9 protein-coding genes are annotated in these 19,734 nt (G+C 41.1%); 5 read left to right on the forward strand and 4 right to left on the reverse strand.

What is annotated here, in order from left to right; translation table 11 throughout:
* Positions 1-159: 159 nt before the first annotated feature.
* The 3 genes from mobC (at position 160) to LF886_RS19415 (ending at position 9,104) form a co-directional block, all read left to right on the forward strand.
* Positions 160-2,160 (forward strand): conjugal transfer protein MobC, encoded by a 2,001-nt coding sequence (gene mobC, locus LF886_RS19405; RefSeq protein WP_236851210.1) that lies wholly within the window; start codon positions 160-162, stop codon positions 2,158-2,160.
* A 65-nt stretch (positions 2,161-2,225) separates the two neighbouring features.
* Positions 2,226-8,126: a gliding motility-associated C-terminal domain-containing protein gene (locus tag LF886_RS19410; RefSeq protein ID WP_236851211.1), complete on the forward strand. Its 5,901-nt coding sequence runs from the start codon at positions 2,226-2,228 to the stop codon at positions 8,124-8,126.
* Positions 8,127-8,225: 99 nt separating this feature from the next.
* On the forward strand, positions 8,226-9,104 hold the full coding sequence (locus tag LF886_RS19415; RefSeq protein ID WP_236851212.1) for a PorP/SprF family type IX secretion system membrane protein: 879 nt from the start codon (positions 8,226-8,228) through the stop codon (positions 9,102-9,104).
* Between the two features lie 352 nt (positions 9,105-9,456).
* On the opposite strand, the gene LF886_RS19420 is transcribed toward LF886_RS19415, so the two are convergent.
* Entirely contained in the window at positions 9,457-9,675 is a 219-nt protein-coding gene (locus LF886_RS19420) for a hypothetical protein (protein ID WP_236851213.1), read from the reverse strand.
* A gap of 516 nt (positions 9,676-10,191) precedes the next feature.
* Here LF886_RS19420 and LF886_RS19425 point away from each other — a divergent pair.
* Positions 10,192-10,869 carry a TetR/AcrR family transcriptional regulator gene (locus LF886_RS19425; protein ID WP_236851214.1) on the forward strand — a complete coding sequence of 226 codons (678 nt, stop codon included), beginning with the start codon at positions 10,192-10,194 and terminating at the stop codon, positions 10,867-10,869.
* A 339-nt stretch (positions 10,870-11,208) separates the two neighbouring features.
* On the opposite strand, the gene LF886_RS19430 is transcribed toward LF886_RS19425, so the two are convergent.
* Positions 11,209-16,629, reverse strand: a complete 5,421-nt coding sequence (locus tag LF886_RS19430; protein ID WP_236851215.1) for an N-6 DNA methylase — start codon at positions 16,627-16,629, stop codon at positions 11,209-11,211.
* A complete protein-coding gene (locus LF886_RS19435; protein WP_236851216.1) occupies positions 16,616-17,053 on the reverse strand; it encodes a DUF1896 domain-containing protein in 438 nt (145 codons plus the stop codon). The genes LF886_RS19430 and LF886_RS19435 overlap by 14 nt, the downstream gene beginning before the upstream one ends.
* A 154-nt stretch (positions 17,054-17,207) precedes the next feature.
* Here LF886_RS19435 and LF886_RS19440 point away from each other — a divergent pair, with 154 nt between their 5' ends.
* A complete protein-coding gene (locus LF886_RS19440) occupies positions 17,208-17,384 on the forward strand; it encodes a histone H1 (RefSeq protein ID WP_236851217.1) in 177 nt (58 codons plus the stop codon).
* A 162-nt stretch (positions 17,385-17,546) separates the two neighbouring features.
* Here the strand turns inward: LF886_RS19440 and LF886_RS19445 are convergent, their stop codons facing one another.
* Complete coding sequence (locus tag LF886_RS19445) at positions 17,547-19,700, reverse strand: peptidase domain-containing ABC transporter (RefSeq protein ID WP_236851218.1); 2,154 nt, start codon at positions 19,698-19,700, stop codon at positions 17,547-17,549.
* Positions 19,701-19,734 lie beyond the last annotated feature (34 nt).

The raw sequence follows: 19,734 nt of genomic DNA on the forward strand, positions 1-19,734 counted from the left end.
CTTAAGCTTACTTTTGTTTAAAGTGTAGTCCACATTGTCCCATCATTTCTGATCGACATCAATGCCATCGGCAGCCATCTAATGCCAATGAGTGCCAACTCATAATAATCTTTAAGCAGCTCCTCTACATTCCCACTTCTAACATTTAAATCAAAAAAAATGCAAGGAGAAGATGATTTAAGAGGCCTGGCGAAGATCATGGAGTTTATGCGGGCAGTAAGTATTCTTTTGGTACTCATGCACTGCTATTGGTTCTGTTACAGTTTCTTTCAGCAGCAAGGCTGGACACTGCAAATTATTAATAAAATACTTGGTAATTTTCAGCGGACAGCGGGACTGTTTTCACATCCCCTATACAGCAAAATATTTGCTTTGGTCTTACTGGCTTTAAGCTGCCTGGGAACCAAAGGCGTAAAGAATGAAAAGATTACCTGGACCAAAATCAACACCGTACTGGCGATTGGTTTTGTACTATTCTTTCTCAACACTCCTCTATTCAGGCTTCCCTTAAAAATCGGAACCTTCTTTTATATACTAACCATCAGTTCGGGATATGTTGCTTTACTCATGGCAGGGGTCTGGATGAGCAGACTGCTCAAAAATAACCTGATGGATGATGTATTCAATACTGAGAATGAAAGTTTCATGCAGGAAACCAAACTCATAAAAAATGAATACTCCATTAACCTGCCTACCAAGTTCTGGTACAATAAAAAGCAGCATGACGGATGGATCAACATTGTCAATCCGTTTCGTGCCACCATTGTACTGGGAACCCCGGGTTCCGGAAAATCATATGCTGTAGTGAACAACTATATCAAACAGCAGATCGAGAAGGGTTTTTCCATGTATATCTACGATTTCAAGTTCGACGATCTTTCTACCATTGCCTATAATCATTTGCTCAAGTATACCGATAAGTATGCCGTAAAACCAAAATTCTACGTGATCAATTTCGATGATCCAAGGAGAAGCCACCGCTGTAATCCCATCAATCCAGAATTTATGACCGATATATCAGATGCTTACGAATCAGCGTATACCATCATGCTGAATTTAAACCGCAGCTGGATCCAGAAGCAAGGGGATTTTTTCGTTGAGTCCCCAATTATCCTGTTAGCAGCCATCATTTGGTTTTTAAAAATCTATGATAACGGTACATACTGCACCTTTCCTCATGCCATCGAGCTGCTCAACAAAAAATATTCGGATGTCTTTACGATCCTAACCTCCTATCCTGATCTGGAAAATTATCTATCCCCTTTTATGGATGCCTGGCAAGGCGGTGCCCAGGATCAGCTTCAGGGACAGATCGCTTCAGCAAAGATTCCTTTATCAAGGATGATCTCACCCCAATTGTATTGGGTAATGACCGGTGATGACTTTTCATTGGATATCAACAATCCCAAAGAACCCAAGATCCTTTGTGTAGGAAATAATCCTGATCGTCAGAATATTTATTCGGCAGCATTGGGACTATACAATTCAAGAATTGTAAAGCTCATTAACAAAAAGGGTCAGCTTAAAAGCTCCGTGATTATTGATGAGCTGCCGACCATCTATTTCAGGGGTCTGGATAATCTTATTGCCACCGCCCGTAGCAATAAGGTGGCAGTCTGTTTAGGGTTCCAGGATTATTCTCAGCTAACCCGTGATTACGGTGATAAAGAAAGTAAGGTCATTCAAAATACGGTAGGGAATATTTTCAGCGGACAGGTCGTAGGTGAAACAGCCAAAAGCCTTTCTGAGCGTTTTGGGAAGGTACTGCAGAAACGCCAAAGTTTGAGTATCAACAGAAATGATAAATCCACTTCAATTTCCACCCAATTAGACAGTCTGATTCCAGCTTCTAAAATATCAACACTTACCCAGGGAATATTTGTTGGAGCAGTATCCGACAATTTCGAGGAACGCATCGATCAAAAAATATTTCATGCTGAAATCGTAGTAGACAATGAAAAGGTAGCCCAGGAAACCAAAAACTATCAAAGGATTCCTCAGATCGCATCATTCGAAGACGAAAATGGAAATGACAACATGAAGCAGGAAATTGAGGCAAACTACAGACAGATCAAGACCGATATTCTCAAAATAGTAACCGATGAATTGGAGCGGATCAAAAATGATCCTGACTTGCAGCACCTGGTTATGCAGGAATAAAAAGACTTCTTAATCACAAAAACAAATTCACAATTATTTTTTCACACCTATTAATTTTCAATCCCATGCTACTTCAATGTATCAAAGACAAGAAATTGTCAACGGCAGGTATTTCCATGAAAGTACCTGCTTTTATTTTTATCCTACTGCTCTGTTCCTTCACATCGAAAGGCTCAGTCCTATACTGGATCGGAGGTTCCGGTAACTGGAGCGACATTAATCATTGGTCTCTAAGTTCAGGGAATAGTGGCAGCGTTTTATCTCCCAGCATCCCCCAGGCGGGAGATCATGTGATCTTTGATGGTAACTCCGGGTTCAATGCAAACAGTAAAACGGTCACCATCAATCAGGAATCCACTTGTATGAGCTTTACGGTTAAAGGAGTATCGCAAGCACCCCTATTTATTGGTAATATCCTCAATATCTATGGCAGTGCCGATTTCCAGACGGGTACCGTTTTGAACAATACTCTTTATTTTAGATCCGGTGGAACCAGCACAATTGGCTTTAATGAACAAGTGACCGGTTCAGCAGCGATCTATTTTTTAGGCTCCGGATCATATCTGATCAGCGGCATTTTGAAAAGTACCGGAAAAATGTATTTTCTAAAAGGATCACTGGATTTCGGATCTAGCGTGATCACCACAAGCTTCTTTGATGAAGCTGGCTGCTGCGGAACCATACCATCAGGTGTAATTGAACCACGCTCTTTACATTTAGGATCATCCATCATCACGCTAACCGGAAGGAATTCACAGTTAAGTGGATCACCATCATGGAATTATACCGGAAATACACTCATTGGAGGGACCTCTCAAATTAACATCACCCAAGGAGCTGATGACGGATACGGAGTCTCTTTTATAGGAAAGAATGGACAGGTCTATCACAATGTCAGCTTTACCAATACCGCAGATCCTTCTAATCCCTCCCCCTATGGCTGGTACAGGATTGCAGAGGGTAACTGCACTTTCAATCATCTAAGCTTTGCTAACTCAGGATTTATTACTTCTAACTGTACCATAGACACCCTGAACTTAGCAAAGTCAAAGACCTATTTTGTGTATGGAACGCAAAATGTCAGTGTTATTAATAATCCGACACAAGATTGTGAGCCATTGTGGAGTTTAAGCGGATACGGAGCAGTTCAGGCTACGATAAAAAGTACACTTCCAATTGGTTTACGCAATGTGAGGCTCAATTACCTTAAAGCAATAGGTTCAGCACTGTTTTCTGCCAGCAACGGAATCGATGGCGGGCAGAATTCAGGTTGGGTATTTACAAATTCATCCAAAAATTTCTATTGGATCGGTGGTGGCGGAACCTGGAATGATCCTGCTCATTGGACAACACATGCCGATGGAACTCCATCAGGAGGGTGCTTACCGAGCCGCAACGATAATGTATTTTTTACCCGATTTTCGGGAGACATTTCTTCATCAGCTCCCGTGATCATTACTACTCCTGATGCCGAGTGTCAAAACATTTCATGGAGTGGCGTGCCGGGAAATCCTGTTTTTAAAACCGCAGCTCCAAAGGATATGCTCAGTATTTATGGTTCGAGTACATGGCAAAAAGGAATGCACTACCGGGTTGCCACCACTCAATACATGAGTACAGAAACCGGAAATACTTTAACCTCAAATGGCGTGGAAATTCAAGGAGATACTTATTTTTTAACAAGTGGGGGATGGAGTTTGAATGATGCCTTTTCAAGCCCGGAGAACGATATCCTCTTTAGAAATGGCCATCTCAATACCAACAGCCAATCTATGGCCATCAAGAATTTTGGGTCCTCAACTTCCGGACTCGGAGTCCGCACATTAACCCTGGCTAACTCAACGATCACCGTTAACGGCAACTGGGCCTATATCAATTATGGTGGATCACCCTTATTCCTCAATTCCGGAACCAGCCAAATCAATCTCAGCGCAAACAGTGCAAATTTTTATTATAATTCCGGACTGGCTTATCACAATATAGCATTTACTGCCGGGGGCAGTGCCAATATATCTTCACTACTATACAGTACAACAACTCCATGTACATTTAACAGCGTAACCTTTGCCGGCAGTGCCTTTATTAATGCAGGTGGCAGCCCTACACCACTAACCATTTCTGATCTTCATGTATCTTCTTCAAAAAAATACATCCTGGGAACGAATATGGAAGTAAAGGTTACCCATTTTAAAGTTATTGGCCCTGTCTGCTCAGGTCTTCTTGAGATTGGTTCTTACCTACCGGGAACAAGAGCCAGATTGAATCTCCTAACTCCCACAACCATTATAAATGCCAAATTAAGTGATATCAATGCCAGTGGTTCACCTTTAATGGTGACAGGAGGTATTGATGGCGGCAATAATCTCAATGTAGCCATTACTCCTGCCCTATCACGTCATTTTTATTGGATTGGAGGCAGCGGTAATTGGAGTGATCCCACCCACTGGACGACCGATACTAAGGGAATCGCAGATCCTATGAACTCCTGTCTGCCGGGAGCCATGGATAACGTATTCTTTACTAAATACTCAGGCAATAACTATACTGTAACCCTTGATATTTCAGCCAACTGCAACAATATGACATGGGAAGAAGTGGCTGGCAGCCAACCTGTACTTAAAGGACTTGAAGTAAATCCTTTAAACATCAATGGATCACTCATTTTACAAACCGGGATGGACTATGATGTAGAGCGGACCAACTTTGTTGCAGCCCATTCAGGAAATACGATCACTACCAATGGCGTGGAAATGGATTATACAGCAGAAAATGTTGTATATAAAGGCGTATTCTTCAATAATACTTCCGGTACCTGGCTGTTATCCGACACTTTTAACGTCAAAAATTTTGGAGTGCTCAGTGGTACTTTTGACACCAATAATCAAACGGTCAATGCTGATAACTACTCCTCTACTTCAGGGAGTTCTGCTGTCCTTAATTTGGGTTCATCGGCAATTAACATCGCAGGATATTGGGATGGCGCAGGTATTTCAAAATTGAACGCCGGGACAAGTACCATCAATATGATGGGTACCATGCCCCCTTCCAATTCGTCGGGAGGCGGCGTGAATAACAATGAGTTTAGATCCAAGCCCGGTCTTGTTTATAACGATCTTCATTTTCTCAATGGTAATTTGACGGGCTCTATCATTGGATATGATGGAAACACAGGAAACGCTTTCAGTACTGTCAATTTTAATGGAGAATCCATCATTAACGGTTCAAACCAATTCAATATTCTAACCCTTGGCAAGGACTGCCATCTGATGGGAGGTTCCATACAGACGGTTAATAGGCTCATCAGTAATTCATCGTGCAAAGTTTGGGATTTTGACAATACCTATGCAGCATCAAAAGCCACCATTAAAAGCACTTCAAACATTTCACTCAATAAGGTAAGAATGAGCGGAATTGCAGTAATTGGTGGAGCAGTTTATACAGCTACAGGTATTAATAAAGAAAATAATTCCGGTTGGACTTTTTCGGCGCCAACAGCTCAGAACTTGTATTGGATTGATGGTAGTGGAAATTGGAATGACCCCACCCATTGGACAACCAATGCCAATGGTACTTCTTCGGGAGGTTGCCTCCCCACTCGTTTTGACAATGTTTTCTTTAATGAGTACTCCGGTGAAAGTCCAAAGATTACGATTACAGGAATTGCAGAGTTTCATAATATGACCTGGAGCAGGGTAACAGGTACGCCGACAATGGGTGGAACACTAGCCTGCTATGGTTCACTGATCCTGCAACGATCTCTCTCTCATACCGGGGGAATTCAATTCCTGTCCTCTGAAGCAGGAAGTACCATCACCACTAATGGGGCCATTGTTGCTACTCAATTCGATGTTCAGTTTTCTGGAACCGGCAGTTATACGTTGTTGGATGACTTTACCACCAATACCAGAATTCGCTTTACGAATGGGACATTAAATACCAACGGAAAGACCCTCAAAGCATTGTCGTTTACCGGCATTGAATCAAACCATGCTCAAGGGCAATCATTATCCCTGATCTTGGGTGCCTCCCGAATTTATCTGTCTTATAGTGGTGAAGGCTGGTCATATACAGGCTCCCACTTAGATGCCGGAACAAGTCACATATACTTAACCCAGTCTGCCAATGAGTTTAAAGGAAAAGATGGTGCCTCCTACCATACCATTACTTTTGATGGTAATGACAACCTGATTAACCGACTGTATGGAAGTCTTATAGTAGATCAGCTTACATTTTCTTCAAAAAACAGCATCTACCAAATCGAAGCAGGGAAAACCATAACGATCAATGACCGTTTGCAGATGAGCGGTACCAACTGCTCTACGGTTCAGGTGCAGTCTACTATTGAGGGGATCAAGGCCAACCTCTGTGTAAATAGCGGTAAAACCACTTATAATTTCATATCCCTAAAGGATATCAATGCATCCTGTCTTCCTTTCACGCTGCTGCCACAGAGCACCAATGGCGGTAATACTGCCAACATCAACTTCCAATCCAATCCAGGAACAGGGATTGGGGCGTTAGGACCGGATCTAAAAATTTGTGCAGCGGTCCTACCCGTTGTTTTAGATGGCAGTGTTTTTATGCCTAATGAAAATACCAAAATTCAGTGGACCAATCTAACCACCGGTGAAGTCTTGGGTGACCATATCAAACAGAGCGTTACTTCCGGAGGTACTTATCAGATTAAGGTGGCGTATGGCCCGCACTGTGAAGTAACAGATAATATTGTCATTTCAATAGATCCCGTCACCAATCTTGCTGCCCAAATTAAAATCACACAACCTACCTGTATGGTTACTGGTGGGGCTATTACTATAAAACCGACAGAAGGAATAACATATAGTGTCGATGGAAGCACGTATTCAGAAACCCTTTATTATGAACTTCCAAGTGGTGAGCATACGATAACGGCCAAAAACAGTAGCGGATGTATAAGTGACCCCATCATCGTTACAATACATCCAAAACCATTAATCCCAACGGCAACAATTAGCTATGGTAATGGGAAATTTGAGGCAGCCGGTACCGTTGATGTTATACAGACCGGGCAGACGGGAGGAACTTTTTCTGCGCTTCCCCAGGGACTATCTATTGATGCAGCAACCGGAACCTTAAATCTGGCAAAATCAACTCCTAATCAGTCCTACATAGTCACCTATGCTTTTACCAATGGAACCTGCAATTCAATGACGACAACCATTGTAAAGATCAATCCTGCACTGGCGGCCATTGCTTACCCTTTGGAGGGTTATTGCGCTGTTGGCACCGTAAAAGTCCAGCAAACAGGTCCTAAAAATGGTAGATATACAGCCAGTCCATCCGGATTGAAAATTGATGAAGTGACAGGAGCAATTGCTCTTTCGGAAAGTGCACCCGGTATGTATAGTGTAACCTATACCTATCAGGATGGATCTCTATTATCCAAGGCTATGACAGGTATAATGGTCAACCCTTTACCCTTGGTTACGATAACCAGTGACCCTGAAACAGAAATTATAAAAGGACAAACCATCACTTTAACCGCTTCAGGTGGTATCAGCTATGCGTGGATCGGTACCGAAATTCAAAGCGGGCAGAATACAGAGACGTTAAAAGTCAGCCCAAGCCAAACAACCACCTATACCGTTATTGCCACTAATGCGAATGGATGTACCGCAGTCTCAGAACTCACCATTACAGTCAAAGAGGATCAGGGTCTGATCCCCAATAATGTCATTACCCCCAATGGAGACGGAAAAAATGATACCTGGATCATTAAAAATATTGAAGCCTTTCCTAATAACAAGGTACTCATCTATGATCGGGCTGGCCGTTTGCTCTACAGCAAAAAAGGCTACGCCAATGACTGGGATGGAATATTAAATGGAAAACTTCTCCATGAAGATGCATACATCTATGTCATAGAACCCGGAAATGGGAATAGCCTAATAAGGGGAACAGTTTCAATCATCCGGGATCATCCATAAGGCTTCACATCCTTACAAATTAAATAAACAGAAAAACTAAGTAACTGGAGATCGATACAGACATCTATCTCAATTTTAAATAACTTAATCAAAGATCACATGAAAACAATTCAATATATCCTCATCACCATCATTTTATTAGTGATGAGCAAAGCCTATGGACAGCTCAACCCGATGGGAAGCATCTACTTTCAAAATGAGTATTTAGCCAATCCTGCGATGGCAGGAATTGGCCACGGATGGGAAGTCAATGGTGCCTACAAAGTTCAGTGGACCGCAATAGATGGAGCACCATCCATGCAGACACTTACTGCTACCTATGGTTTACCTGGCAAGAGAATTGGATTTGGGCTGAATTTTTACCGCGAAAATGCAGGAGTCATCCGTAGAACCAGCGTAAAAGGGACCTATGCGTACCATATTCCATTAAATGACAATCATTGTTTTCTGGATTTCGGAATCACAAGTAGTATCATGAATGAATGGATTGATTTTAATAAGGTTGTTGGTGACCCAGACGATCAGAATCTGCATCTTTTTAATGTCCGTCCATTATATATTGAAGGAGATTTTGGAATGTCCTACAGGAGTGAGTTTCTAACCGTTCAGGGAAGTCTATCCAACGTAAAACAGTTATTCAATAAGGATTTAAAAAGAAATGGTATTGACCGTTCATTATATATGGGGGCGGTAAGCTATAAATTCTTTACTGAGGGTCTTACCATCGAGCCGAAAGTCATGTACCGGGGAGTGGAAAATTATAAGGGAATATTGGATGTTGGTGCACAGGTTGGCTGCTACAAGGATAAACTCACAATGAATGCTCTGTATCATAGCACCAATGCAGCGACCTTTGGAGTGGGTACTTTTTACCAGAATCAGCTCCGGATATTATGTTTTTATACCACAGATACCTCTGATCTCGGAAAATATGGTAACGGGGAGTTTGAAATAGCCTTACAATATCACTTCAAATAGTTGACTCGCCGCCCTTTGATGCAAAGAAAGACCGCCTTTTAAGGGGCGGCCTTTACTTTCCCCAAATCATCCCTGAGCCTGAATAACTTATGCATTTTTAAAAATAACTCCAATCATAACCACCGCTAATTTTCTCGAGTTATGCAATTTCATTTTTTGTCATCTTGTTTTAATGTTAGGTTTTTGTTTTTAAAGAGGTAAGGTCTAATGAGGTTAATATTAAACAATAAAGGAAGAAACCAGAAAGCGAAACGAGCAATCCCAAGAAAAGGAAAGTTACCGTCGATATACAGGCAGCTCAAGGCAACAATATTTGTTACAATAGTGAACATATATGATTTATGAGATTCCATTATGAATTCTCCCTTGACAGACTACATACAATCCATGATCCCAAACCTACAAGAACCCCAATACCTCCACCAAGAAGGGCGAAACCACTTCCCATATCAATGCAGAACCTACTGCCTTTAATACTTTCCATTTTAATCACTCCCAACTTTTTCATGTTTTTAAACTTTAGTTTATAAATTGTTTCATGATTTTGAAAGGAATGAAATAATATTGACATTCCTTACTACTGTAAAGATATCGCAGAAACAATACGCCGTCAACTGTGTCTTTTCTCAGGGAGTTATTTTTTTTGTATCCGTATGATCTGATAGATACTAAACACGAAGAATACAAGATTTAAAATACTTAGTAAGAGAACTTTAATAGAAATTCCTTCTTTTATATATTCTTCATAAATAAAAAAACTCATGAATGGGGATAGAAATAGAATGAACAGGTACTTATAGAGGTGATTTTTCTTAGGATTCATTTTTAAAGCTAATAAAGATTTCTGAGTTCCGCTTATTGCTACTTTTTTTTTGCCAGGATTCTCTTTTGTTACACGAAAGGATTTCCGGTAAAAAGGAACTTATTACTGACGTTCAAAGATTTTAATTCTTGTTATCAATTAAAAGTGTCGCAACAATAAAGCAGACTTTTAACTAATGCGCGCGAAGCACACGCATACTAATAAAACGCATTTGAATTTGTCGTCAAAAAGTCACACATTGCAGAAGCCTCAAAATCGAAAGCAATGGCAAAAAATAAGAAAACGGAAATCGAAAATCGGGAGACAAAATCCAGAAAAACAGCATCAGGACCCCTTCGTGAAAAAGCCCGTACCATGCGAATACTTGTCGCTGCTGTAGGAACAACTTTGAAGAAATATAGCTATCCAGGACTTACAGTAGTAAATATTGCCAAAGAGGCTGGATTAAACCGGAAACTAATTTATGCCTATTTCGGAAGCCTTGATAACCTTATAGAAACTTATCTTAGTGAAAAAGATTTCTGGAAGTCAGGGGCAAAAAAAATGATAAAGAGTATGGACAATTTGGGAATACCTGAAATACATAAGGTACTGCAGGCTCAGTTTGATTCTCTGCTGAAGGACAAAGCACAACAAAAAATCATACATTGGGGATTGGGAGAAAAGAATAAAGTACTTAGGAAAATATCGGATCAAAGAGAACGGGCAGGCGAAGCAATGCTTGTAATTTTGGAGAAAGATTTTAAAAACTCACCCATTGACATTCGGGCTTTGTTGGCAGTACAAATTGCCAGCATTTACTATTTATCTCTCCATGCAAAATCTTATGGTACTACTTTTTGCGGTATTGACATCAATAAATCGGAAGGAAAAGAACGTATTTCCAAAGCCATTCAAAAGACGATTGAAACGGCATACGACCTTGGTAAAATTAGTAAATAAGCCAACCGGATCTGAATCAAATCCTTACGGTATTCCTCATAGTATCCTGATTAGTGGATCTCATAGAACAATCGACAGAAGACAGACTTAGCGGGAGGTCTGCCTTTCTGCTCACCTAAGGGCCCTGTATTCAATTTTTATTTTTGATAGAAAATTGACAATTTTTTCATTTTTTTTGCAAAAATCTCAAAACATATTTTTGAGCATTTTACCCAAGTGAGGAAATATTATTGATACATTTGACTTGAGAGCATTAAGCGTCCTTTATAGGGGACAGCTCATCTTCAACTAATGAGCGGGCGGACTTATCGTGAGGTACGGGAGTCCGCTTTATACAATTCACAGAGACCTTGAGTTCGATTTCAGAACTTCTGTAGTATTTTTGATCTGGGCAGTTTCAATTTCATTTTCAGCTCCCCCCTCCTTTTCGGATGCAATAGATAACTGTATTTTCCTTTCAATAGCAGATAGTTCGGTCTTTAAATCCGAAAGCCTATCTTCCTTTGCCCATATACTGCCCACCACATCCTCAAGCACTGATAAGTCCTTTTCATAAACTCTTATTTTCTCCTGCTCCTCTTTGATAAATCCCGGTATTTTTTCCAGAGCATTTAGAAAATTCATCGCTGCCAGCTTAGGATCAGAGGCCATCAGCCCGTTATTGTAAGTGTACTTGATATTACTTTCACCCATTGCAAAAAATCGGTTAAGTTTGATCGTTGCTCCTTGCCTTTCAGAGACTTCCGTTTTTACGAGCAAGGTAAATCCATACAAAGAACCAATTTCCTCATACTGTCCTTCTGTACGGGCTTTATTGGAGATCTCGCTCAATTTGGCACCGATCTGTTTGGCGTCAGAATGAGAAGGTAAGTCTGTGAGCTGAATAGGGTTCAATACGAATCCCTCCTGACTTTTTTGTATCCGTTTTTGAAGATTGCCCCAGTCCAGACTCAATCTTTCAAGACGCGATTTTGATTCCGTTAATATTTTAGAGCTGTCATCAAGTTTGTATTTCGACATTGACTTTGAGCGGTTAAATGCTTGCCGCTCACTTTCCAGTCCGGCAACCTGCTTTTCCAGTTTCGCTTTTTCCAACAACTCAGTATTTCCAGAAAGAATGGCCACATATTCAGAAAAATTCATTCCCGATTTTTCATCCATACTGCCTTCATCAATCGTACGCTTTCCAAGATTATTCGTTTTCAGCTGATCAATAAATAATTGTTTGTTGTACAGTAAATTGAATTTGTAGCCGTCAAGGGATTTTTCAACCGCATAAATAATCACATCAACCAAATTTTCGGCAAAGAATTTCGCGATCTCATTGCCTTTTCTAATGGCCCGTCCATCTCTTTGAGCAAGATCACTCGGTCGCCATGGGGTATCCAGATGATGAATCGCAACAGCTCTTTTCTGCGCATTAACGCCAGTACCCAGCATATCGGTTGATCCGAACAGTACCCGTATTTTACCCTCATTCATCCACTGAATGAACTCCCGGCGCTGCTTATCGTTTTTGGCTTCCTGAATAAATCTAATCTCATGAGCGGGAATACCATAATCTTCAACCAGCTTCCGTTTGATCTCAGAATACACATTCCAGACTCCCGGTTTATAAGTTCCCAGATCTGAGAATACGAACTGAGTTCCTTTCTGGGCATTGAACTTCTTATAATACTTGGCAATATTGGCAGCACAGTGAGAGGCTTTATTATCAGGATGATCCTGATACCGCGGGCTGATCATTCTCATATCCAAAGACATCTTCCTGGCATAATCCGTGGCGATCAGCATTTTGGCTTTTTCTTCACTTTGAGATAAAGGAGCTCTTCCAAGCAGCATCGCATTGCCTGTTTTGGCAAACTCCATCAGCTTTTTGATAAAAATCTCCTGCTCAGGTGTGGGCGGAATATTGTACAGAATCTCCCTCTTCTCAGGACGGTCAATCCCAATATCCTTAGCGGTACGGTAGTCCGTGATCTCAGAGTAAAACTGCGCTAACTCAGGTACTTTGATAAAATATCGGAAACGCTCTTTCTGCACAATATTGTTGGCCACCGAGAATTCGTAATCAATAGTCTTTCTGGCGTAAATCGCAGCCCAGGCATCAAAGCAGTTGATGCCCTGTTTTTCCAATGCCTTTGGCCGTAAATATTTGAACAATAAATACAGTTCTGTTAAAGAATTGCTAATTGTCGTACCCGAAAGAAAGGTTGCTCCCAGGTCTTTACCGGTTCTTTCCTGAATGGTACGAATGGCAAAAAGAAGATTAAGCGCCTTTTGGCTTCCCTGCATATTGCCCAAACCTGCTACACGGTCATGACGAGTATTGAACATTAAATTTTTAAACCGATGGCTCTCATCTACCAATAAATGATCGATACCCATCATTTTAAAGTCCACCACGTCATCTTTGCGATTTTCGATATCGTGTTCCAGGGTTTTGAGTTTTACTTCCAGATTTTGTTTTCTTCTCAATACCCCTTTAAGCATAGCCCTTGATATTTCCTGACCCTGGGCTTGCAGTGCTTCCAGGTTTTCTTCAACACTGTCCAATTCTATCTGTAAAATTTCCTTTTGCAGTTCCGGTGACTGCGGGATCATTCCAAACTGATCGTGGGTAAGGATAATACAGTCCCAATCGTTGTTCTTAATATCCCCGAAAATCCTTAACCTTTTCTGTGGAGTAAAGTCTTCTTTTCCGGGATACAGGATTTTAGCATGGGGATAGGCAGTGCGGTAGGTTTCCGCTATTTCATGCACATTGGCCTTTAAGCCGATGATCATCGGCTTATGAGCCAATCCCAGACGCTTCATCTCCTGTGCAGCGGTACACATAATGAGTGTTTTTCCCGCACCCACTTCATGATCACAAATAGCTCCCCCATTAAGTTTGATCATCCAGACAGCATCTTTCTGGCTGGGATACAGGTCTTCTATTCCCAGAGCTTTTCTGTCCAGTCCCGGAAAGCCCTGATGACCTCCATTATATTGCGGACGCACGAAGCAGTTGAATGTATCATTGTATTGAGCCGTTAGCCGCTTTTTAAACTCATCATTCTGAGCGTGCAGCCAATCGGTAAATGCTTTACGGATCTCATCGATCCTGGTATTGGCCAATTGGATAGCTTCCATATCCCGAACCTTCACATCCTGTTCACCAACCGATATTTTTTTAGTGATATCCGGGGTCGTATTAACCAGAGCATTTTTCAGCAGTGCAATACCATCATAGGTGCGGCTTTCTGATTTTATAGCGTATTTATCCCGTATATGAGCATTCTTCTGATCGCAGTTAATGGAAAAATCATCCGTATTTTCAGTATAGTGAATACGGACCTTTGTTTCGAATAAATGGGTAGCAAAACGTTCATAGATCCCCGTAGGTATCCACCGCTCACCAAGATTAAAATCCAATTCTTCGAATTCAATAGGTCGAGGTTTTGCTTCTTCCAAAGCGGTGAGACTATGTTGGGCTTCCGCGTCATCAGGATGATTCACCAAATAAGCTTCCAACTCTTGGGCTTTCTCCACCACATTGCCGGAAATCCATCTTTCAGATATTTCATATTCCCGGTCCAGCGGATTATAAAAGATCCGCCCATGCAAAGCCGTTTTCAGATCATCAATTGACATATCGCTGATCTGCGACATATAAAACAGATTCACATTCCCGTATCGGTTCAGTGATGCTGCCAATGCTTCGTTAGGATTATTGGTTACGAGTGTCGTGGTAGAAAAACTTACCGGATGGTAGAAAATATCCGCCTTATGGACCACCCCACCTACCACACGTTCCAGGTAAGGGATTTCCTTTCCCGCAGAGTCGGTCTTGATGAGCTTGATATTGTCGGCAGCGTTAAGACTGCCATATTTTTTCACAAAGGAATCATACAACGTATTAAGGGTTTCTCTTTCCTGTTTGTATTCAGACTGCTGCTCTGCTTCTTTTTGGTACAGATCGATATAGGTGTCCCTTACCGAAATATACGCTTCAGCTCTCGCTTTCTGGGCAGGCTGCAACGATAGCGGATGAAAGAGGGCCTGTCCTTCCTCCTTATTGAGAGCTTTGAGATAACCGACATAGCCATGATCCACGACCAGGCAGTCGTTTCGGTGGAAAGGTCGAATAGTTCCGCTATAAATGGAAGGCCCAGCAGTAGTATTCACTATTGCGGCAATTTCAGTTTCACCATTACTCTCACGATCTCCAACATTCGAAAAAAGATCGCCAATAACGGGTTCAGCCTTCTTTTTTATCCTGTTATTAACAGGACTTACCGTATGAGTCTCACCATTACCACTCACAGTAGAAATAGGATGTTCCTGCATCTCCACACCGAATAAATCTCCCTGACGAAAACCGTCCCGGTCACGGTCATTGAACGTTTTTTTGTATTGGGATGCTTTCTTTTTCCTGGGATTGCTATTTTTTAAGGAAAGATTGTTTGAAGCGCCCACTACTGATACCTCATTTTCAAACAAGTCAAGCAAGCTTAATTGTACGGCATTGGTCGGAATTGTTTTCTCCTTCATGATAAGGGGAGTTTCTACAGCAGGAAGGGCAATTTTTGGAATTGCACTCACCTGTATCAAAGGTTCTTCATTCCGCTCTCCCCTATATAAGCCAAGATCCAACCGACTCTGAAAGTCTTCTGAAAGCATTTTGTTCAGGTCATCAGAAATACCTTCTACACCATCCTTGTGCGTATAGACCAGGGCAGGCTGTCCATAAGGATCTGTACCTAATACCTGGGAAGTATGCACAATCCTTCTACTGTCCTGAAACAAAGCATTACAAGGTGTCCGGTATTCAGTCAGCACGCTTTGACAAAATTGTTCTTCAATTTCTGTTAAACTTTGTTTGAATCTGTTCTTTTGAAGAATGATCAGGTCACTTCCAACCTCTGTTCCTGCATGATCTGCAAACAGGTTGTTGGGTAATCGTACTGCCGAAACCAGGTTACAATTTTGCATGAGTGCCCGGCGGATCGGTTCATTTTTGGGACTGTTAAGCACACCCTGTGAGGTAATAAATGCCAGAATACCTCCATCACGAAGCATATCGCTTCCTTTCAGAAAAAAATAATTATGAATACTTCTGGCAGAGAGTTTCCTGGCCTCCTCATTTCCTCTGGAATAGGAAAGATCAAATACAGAAGTATCGCCAAAAGGAATGTTACTCGCTATGACATCGTATTTTTCTTTCTCACTATCGGGGATCTCTTCAAAGCCTTTAATGCGGATGCTGTCTTCAGGATTGAGATGTTGCAAAATTTTACCGGTTAGCACTTCCTTTTCATAGCCCGTCACATGCATTTGCTCATTTTTAAAGACGTCTATAAAAGCCCCCGTTCCGGCTGAAGGTTCTAAAAACCGGTGTACGGTAATTCCTTTTCCCTGCAGTGCATCTGCAATAGCCCCAATCAACATCGGAGGGGTATAAAATGCCGTGAGCACCGAACTTCTCATACTGTCCACATACCGGTTATACTGCTTTTCATCAGAAGCATTTTCCCCAAGCAGCTGATGGAGCTCCTGTGTCTTCAGGAAAAACTCCTTTTCAGATTTTGACCACCGGTTAATGTCAATGGAATGAGTCGCAGGATTAAGCACGAATTTCAGACCACCAAAACCACAGTACCGCATTAATTGCACCCTCTCAGCTTCGGTAGCCCGACGTTTTTCTTTTTCTAGCGTAAATGCAATGCGTAACGCCTCAATATTCTGTTGTAGATGCTCCCGCTTATTGAAGCCCATTCTCTTCAATCCAGATTTGAATGGCTCCCGTGAGTTCAGTATAAAGCAGTTCAAACTCAGGACTGTCAGCAAAATCCTCAGTAAGTAGGTACCGCTCAAAAACAGGTGCGCAGACCCACAGCATCTTCAACGAAAATGGTCGTAATTCTTCGTCTGCCATGATCGTATCAAACTCATTGCAGACTACCTTGAAAACAGCATCAAATCTGGAGAAATGCAAATTCTCAAATAAAATATATTCCGCAATCTCATTACATTGATCAATGCGGTTACCCGCCTTGAACGCTCCTTCATAGGCGTTCGAAGCTAGCCTGGAACGGTGGGCGATAAATATTCTGTCGCCGGATAATTCCGGAAAACTCGCAACAAGTAATTCCTGAAGCCTTAACGTAAAATAAGACAGGTCTCTGGGTGCTAAATTCATATCATAATTTTTATGATTTTGAAAGTAACTCAATAAGATGCAGGAGAAATCCTTTTGGAACTTAAATGCTCTGAATGGCTTTATTTGGCACTGTTTCTGGTGTAATTAAACAGTAAAGCTTACTTTTACACCCTAATTTTTAAAAGAATAGATTATGAAAGAATTGATCGAAAAAATCAATACCGAATTTGAAGCATTTTCAACTGATGCCAACCTACAACTTGAAAAAGGAAATAAAGCAGCGGGTACCAGAGCCCGTAAATCAGCGTTGGAATTAAGCAAGCTGTTTAAAGACTTTAGAAAGGTTTCTGTTGAAGAAGCGAAAAAGTAAAAAACAAAAACTCCTGCAGACTTAAAAGTGCAGGAGTTTTTATTTCTGCTGGGGAGTATTTAACATTTCACCAATCTCAAGGAATTGGACGTTCCAATGAATCGCTGGCTAATTCAGGCTGAATATATCTCCAAATTAGATTGCCAGCAATGCTAGATTTATTTAGGTAATACCTTGCTTTTCCCACATGGATTTATACACTGAATTCTGAGAAATCAAGTCCTGATGGCTCCCCTGCTCTATGATTTTTCCTGCTTTTAGAACCAAGATAGTATCGGCACTCGCAATGGTACTTAAACGATGGGCAATAACGATCATCGTTTTTCCTTCATTTTTGAGCCTTCCCAAAGTATTTTGAATAATCTCTTCTGCCTCGGAATCCAAAGAAGAAGTAGCTTCATCTAGTATGAGTATTTCGGGATTTTTGTACAGTGCCCTGGCAATCGCTATTCTTTGCTTTTGCCCACCTGATAATAAGGCGCCATTTTCCCCTAAATAGGTTTGAAATCCATTAGGAAGCTTTTCAATAAAGCTTAATATACCCAGACTCTTTGTAATATGTAATACCTTTTGTATATCCGGAAAATCATCGCCCAACGCAATATTTTCAACAACATTGCCAGAAAATAAATCGATTTGCTGGGGAACAACCGAAACTAGGGTTCGTAGCGACTGATTCGATATGTAGTTGACATCATAATCACCGATCATTATTTTTCCTTTTTTTAGTGGATATAAATTCTGAATCAATGACGCCAAGGTTGTTTTGCCACTGCCACTCTCTCCGACAATAGCCGTTGTTTTACCTTTCTCAATGGTACAGCTGAAATCACCAAATACTTCGCCTCTGCTTCCGTAACTGAACGTTACTTCCTTAAATTGAATATCTCCGATCTGATCGACTGTAAGTTCTAATTTTTCCGTCGTTTCCTCTCTTTCCAGATCCATGATCTCAAAAAGCCGGTCTGCGGCAATTAAGGCATTCTGTACCGTTTTATTCATCCCGATAAGCTGCGAAACCGGGCTGGTAAAATAACCGATCAAGGCATAAAAAGAAAGAAGCTCCCCAGGCGTTATGGAACGTTCTATGACATAACCCGCGCCAACCCACAATAATACAATGGTAAATATTCTTGACAGGAAGTCAGATGAATTGCCGGAAAAAAAAGCATTCATAGCCGAGGTATAAATTGTTTTCAGCAACTTGGTGAAAGAATTATCGGTCTTGTTATTGGCATAGGTCTCAATCCCAAATTGTTTAATGGTCCTTACCGAATTGAGAGATTCTACAAAGTGAGATTCAAGTTCAGCCCCTTCTTCCATAAGTTTTCGTTCCACTTTTTTATTCAGTAGATTGGTAATCCAGTAGATGAGAAAGTAAAAGGGAATGACCAATGCTGTAACTAATGCTAATTTCCAATAATAAGTAAACATCAATGCGAAGGAAAAAATAATGATAAATAGATTAACAAAAATTTGAATCGCTACATCATTAATGAAAGTTCTTATTTTAACAGCATCATTAACCCTTGATATAATTTCTCCCACCCTCATGGTGTCAAAGAAGCGTTGAGGAAGCTTTAATAAATGTTTGTAATATCCCAGAATAAGTTGCTTATCCATCTTTTGTCCTGTTTTCAATGTGAGTACGCTTTTCATCACCCCGATAAAAGTCTGAAACACCAGGATTACAATCATACCAACCGACAGAAGGTTAAGCAACCTTTTGTTTCCATCAATTAATACATAATCCGTAATTTTTTCAATATAGATGGAAGTAGATAATCCAAGTATCGTATATACAACTGCACCGACCAGCGCCTGAACGACAATGCTTTTATGCGGTTGCACCAGATTCCAGAATCTTTGGTAAAGACTTGTTTTCTCATTCTTTTGCTCAAAGTATTCATTGGTCTCCATCAATATTATGACTCCCGTCCAGATTTTAGAAAAATCCTCCATGGAATATACAATCATTTTCCCAAAAGCCGGGTCCATCACCGTAATAGATTCTTTATTCGCCTTATAAATGACAACGTAATGGTGGTAGCGTTCCTTGACCACTATATGTGCAATAGCCGGCAATGGTATATTAGGGAGGGCATCAGGTGCTCCCTTAGCTCCCTTGGAGTTAAAACCCAATGCTTCCAGCCCCTGAATCAGTCCTGCCACGTTAGTACCGCGGGTATCGGTATGGCAAATTTGGCGGATTCTTGCCAATGGCATTGTCAAACCATAATTGGCAGTTATTGAAGCCAGACAGGCAGCTCCACAATCTTTCATATCCTGCTGTTTGATCAGTATATCTTTCTTCATCGGCAAAGGCTATTAGGGTTAATCAGTAAGCCGA

Source organism: Chryseobacterium sp. MEBOG07 (assembly GCF_021869745.1).
GTDB classification, from domain to species: Bacteria; Bacteroidota; Bacteroidia; order Flavobacteriales; family Weeksellaceae; genus Chryseobacterium; species Chryseobacterium viscerum.

Bases quoted from the DNA above. Each gene is read 5' to 3' on its own strand.
- LF886_RS19435 (WP_236851216.1), bottom strand. From the start codon at position 17,053: ATGAATTTAGCACCCAGAGACCTGTCTTATTTTACGTTAAGGCTTCAG.
- LF886_RS19420 (WP_236851213.1), bottom strand. From the start codon at position 9,675: ATGTCAATATTATTTCATTCCTTTCAAAATCATGAAACAATTTATAAA.
- LF886_RS19425 (WP_236851214.1), top strand. From the start codon at position 10,192: ATGGCAAAAAATAAGAAAACGGAAATCGAAAATCGGGAGACAAAATCC.
- mobC (WP_236851210.1), top strand. From the start codon at position 160: ATGCAAGGAGAAGATGATTTAAGAGGCCTGGCGAAGATCATGGAGTTT.
- LF886_RS19430 (WP_236851215.1), bottom strand. From the start codon at position 16,629: ATGGGCTTCAATAAGCGGGAGCATCTACAACAGAATATTGAGGCGTTA.
- LF886_RS19410 (WP_236851211.1), top strand. From the start codon at position 2,226: ATGCTACTTCAATGTATCAAAGACAAGAAATTGTCAACGGCAGGTATT.
- LF886_RS19415 (WP_236851212.1), top strand. From the start codon at position 8,226: ATGAAAACAATTCAATATATCCTCATCACCATCATTTTATTAGTGATG.
- LF886_RS19440 (WP_236851217.1), top strand. From the start codon at position 17,208: ATGAAAGAATTGATCGAAAAAATCAATACCGAATTTGAAGCATTTTCA.
- LF886_RS19445 (WP_236851218.1), bottom strand. From the start codon at position 19,700: ATGAAGAAAGATATACTGATCAAACAGCAGGATATGAAAGATTGTGGA.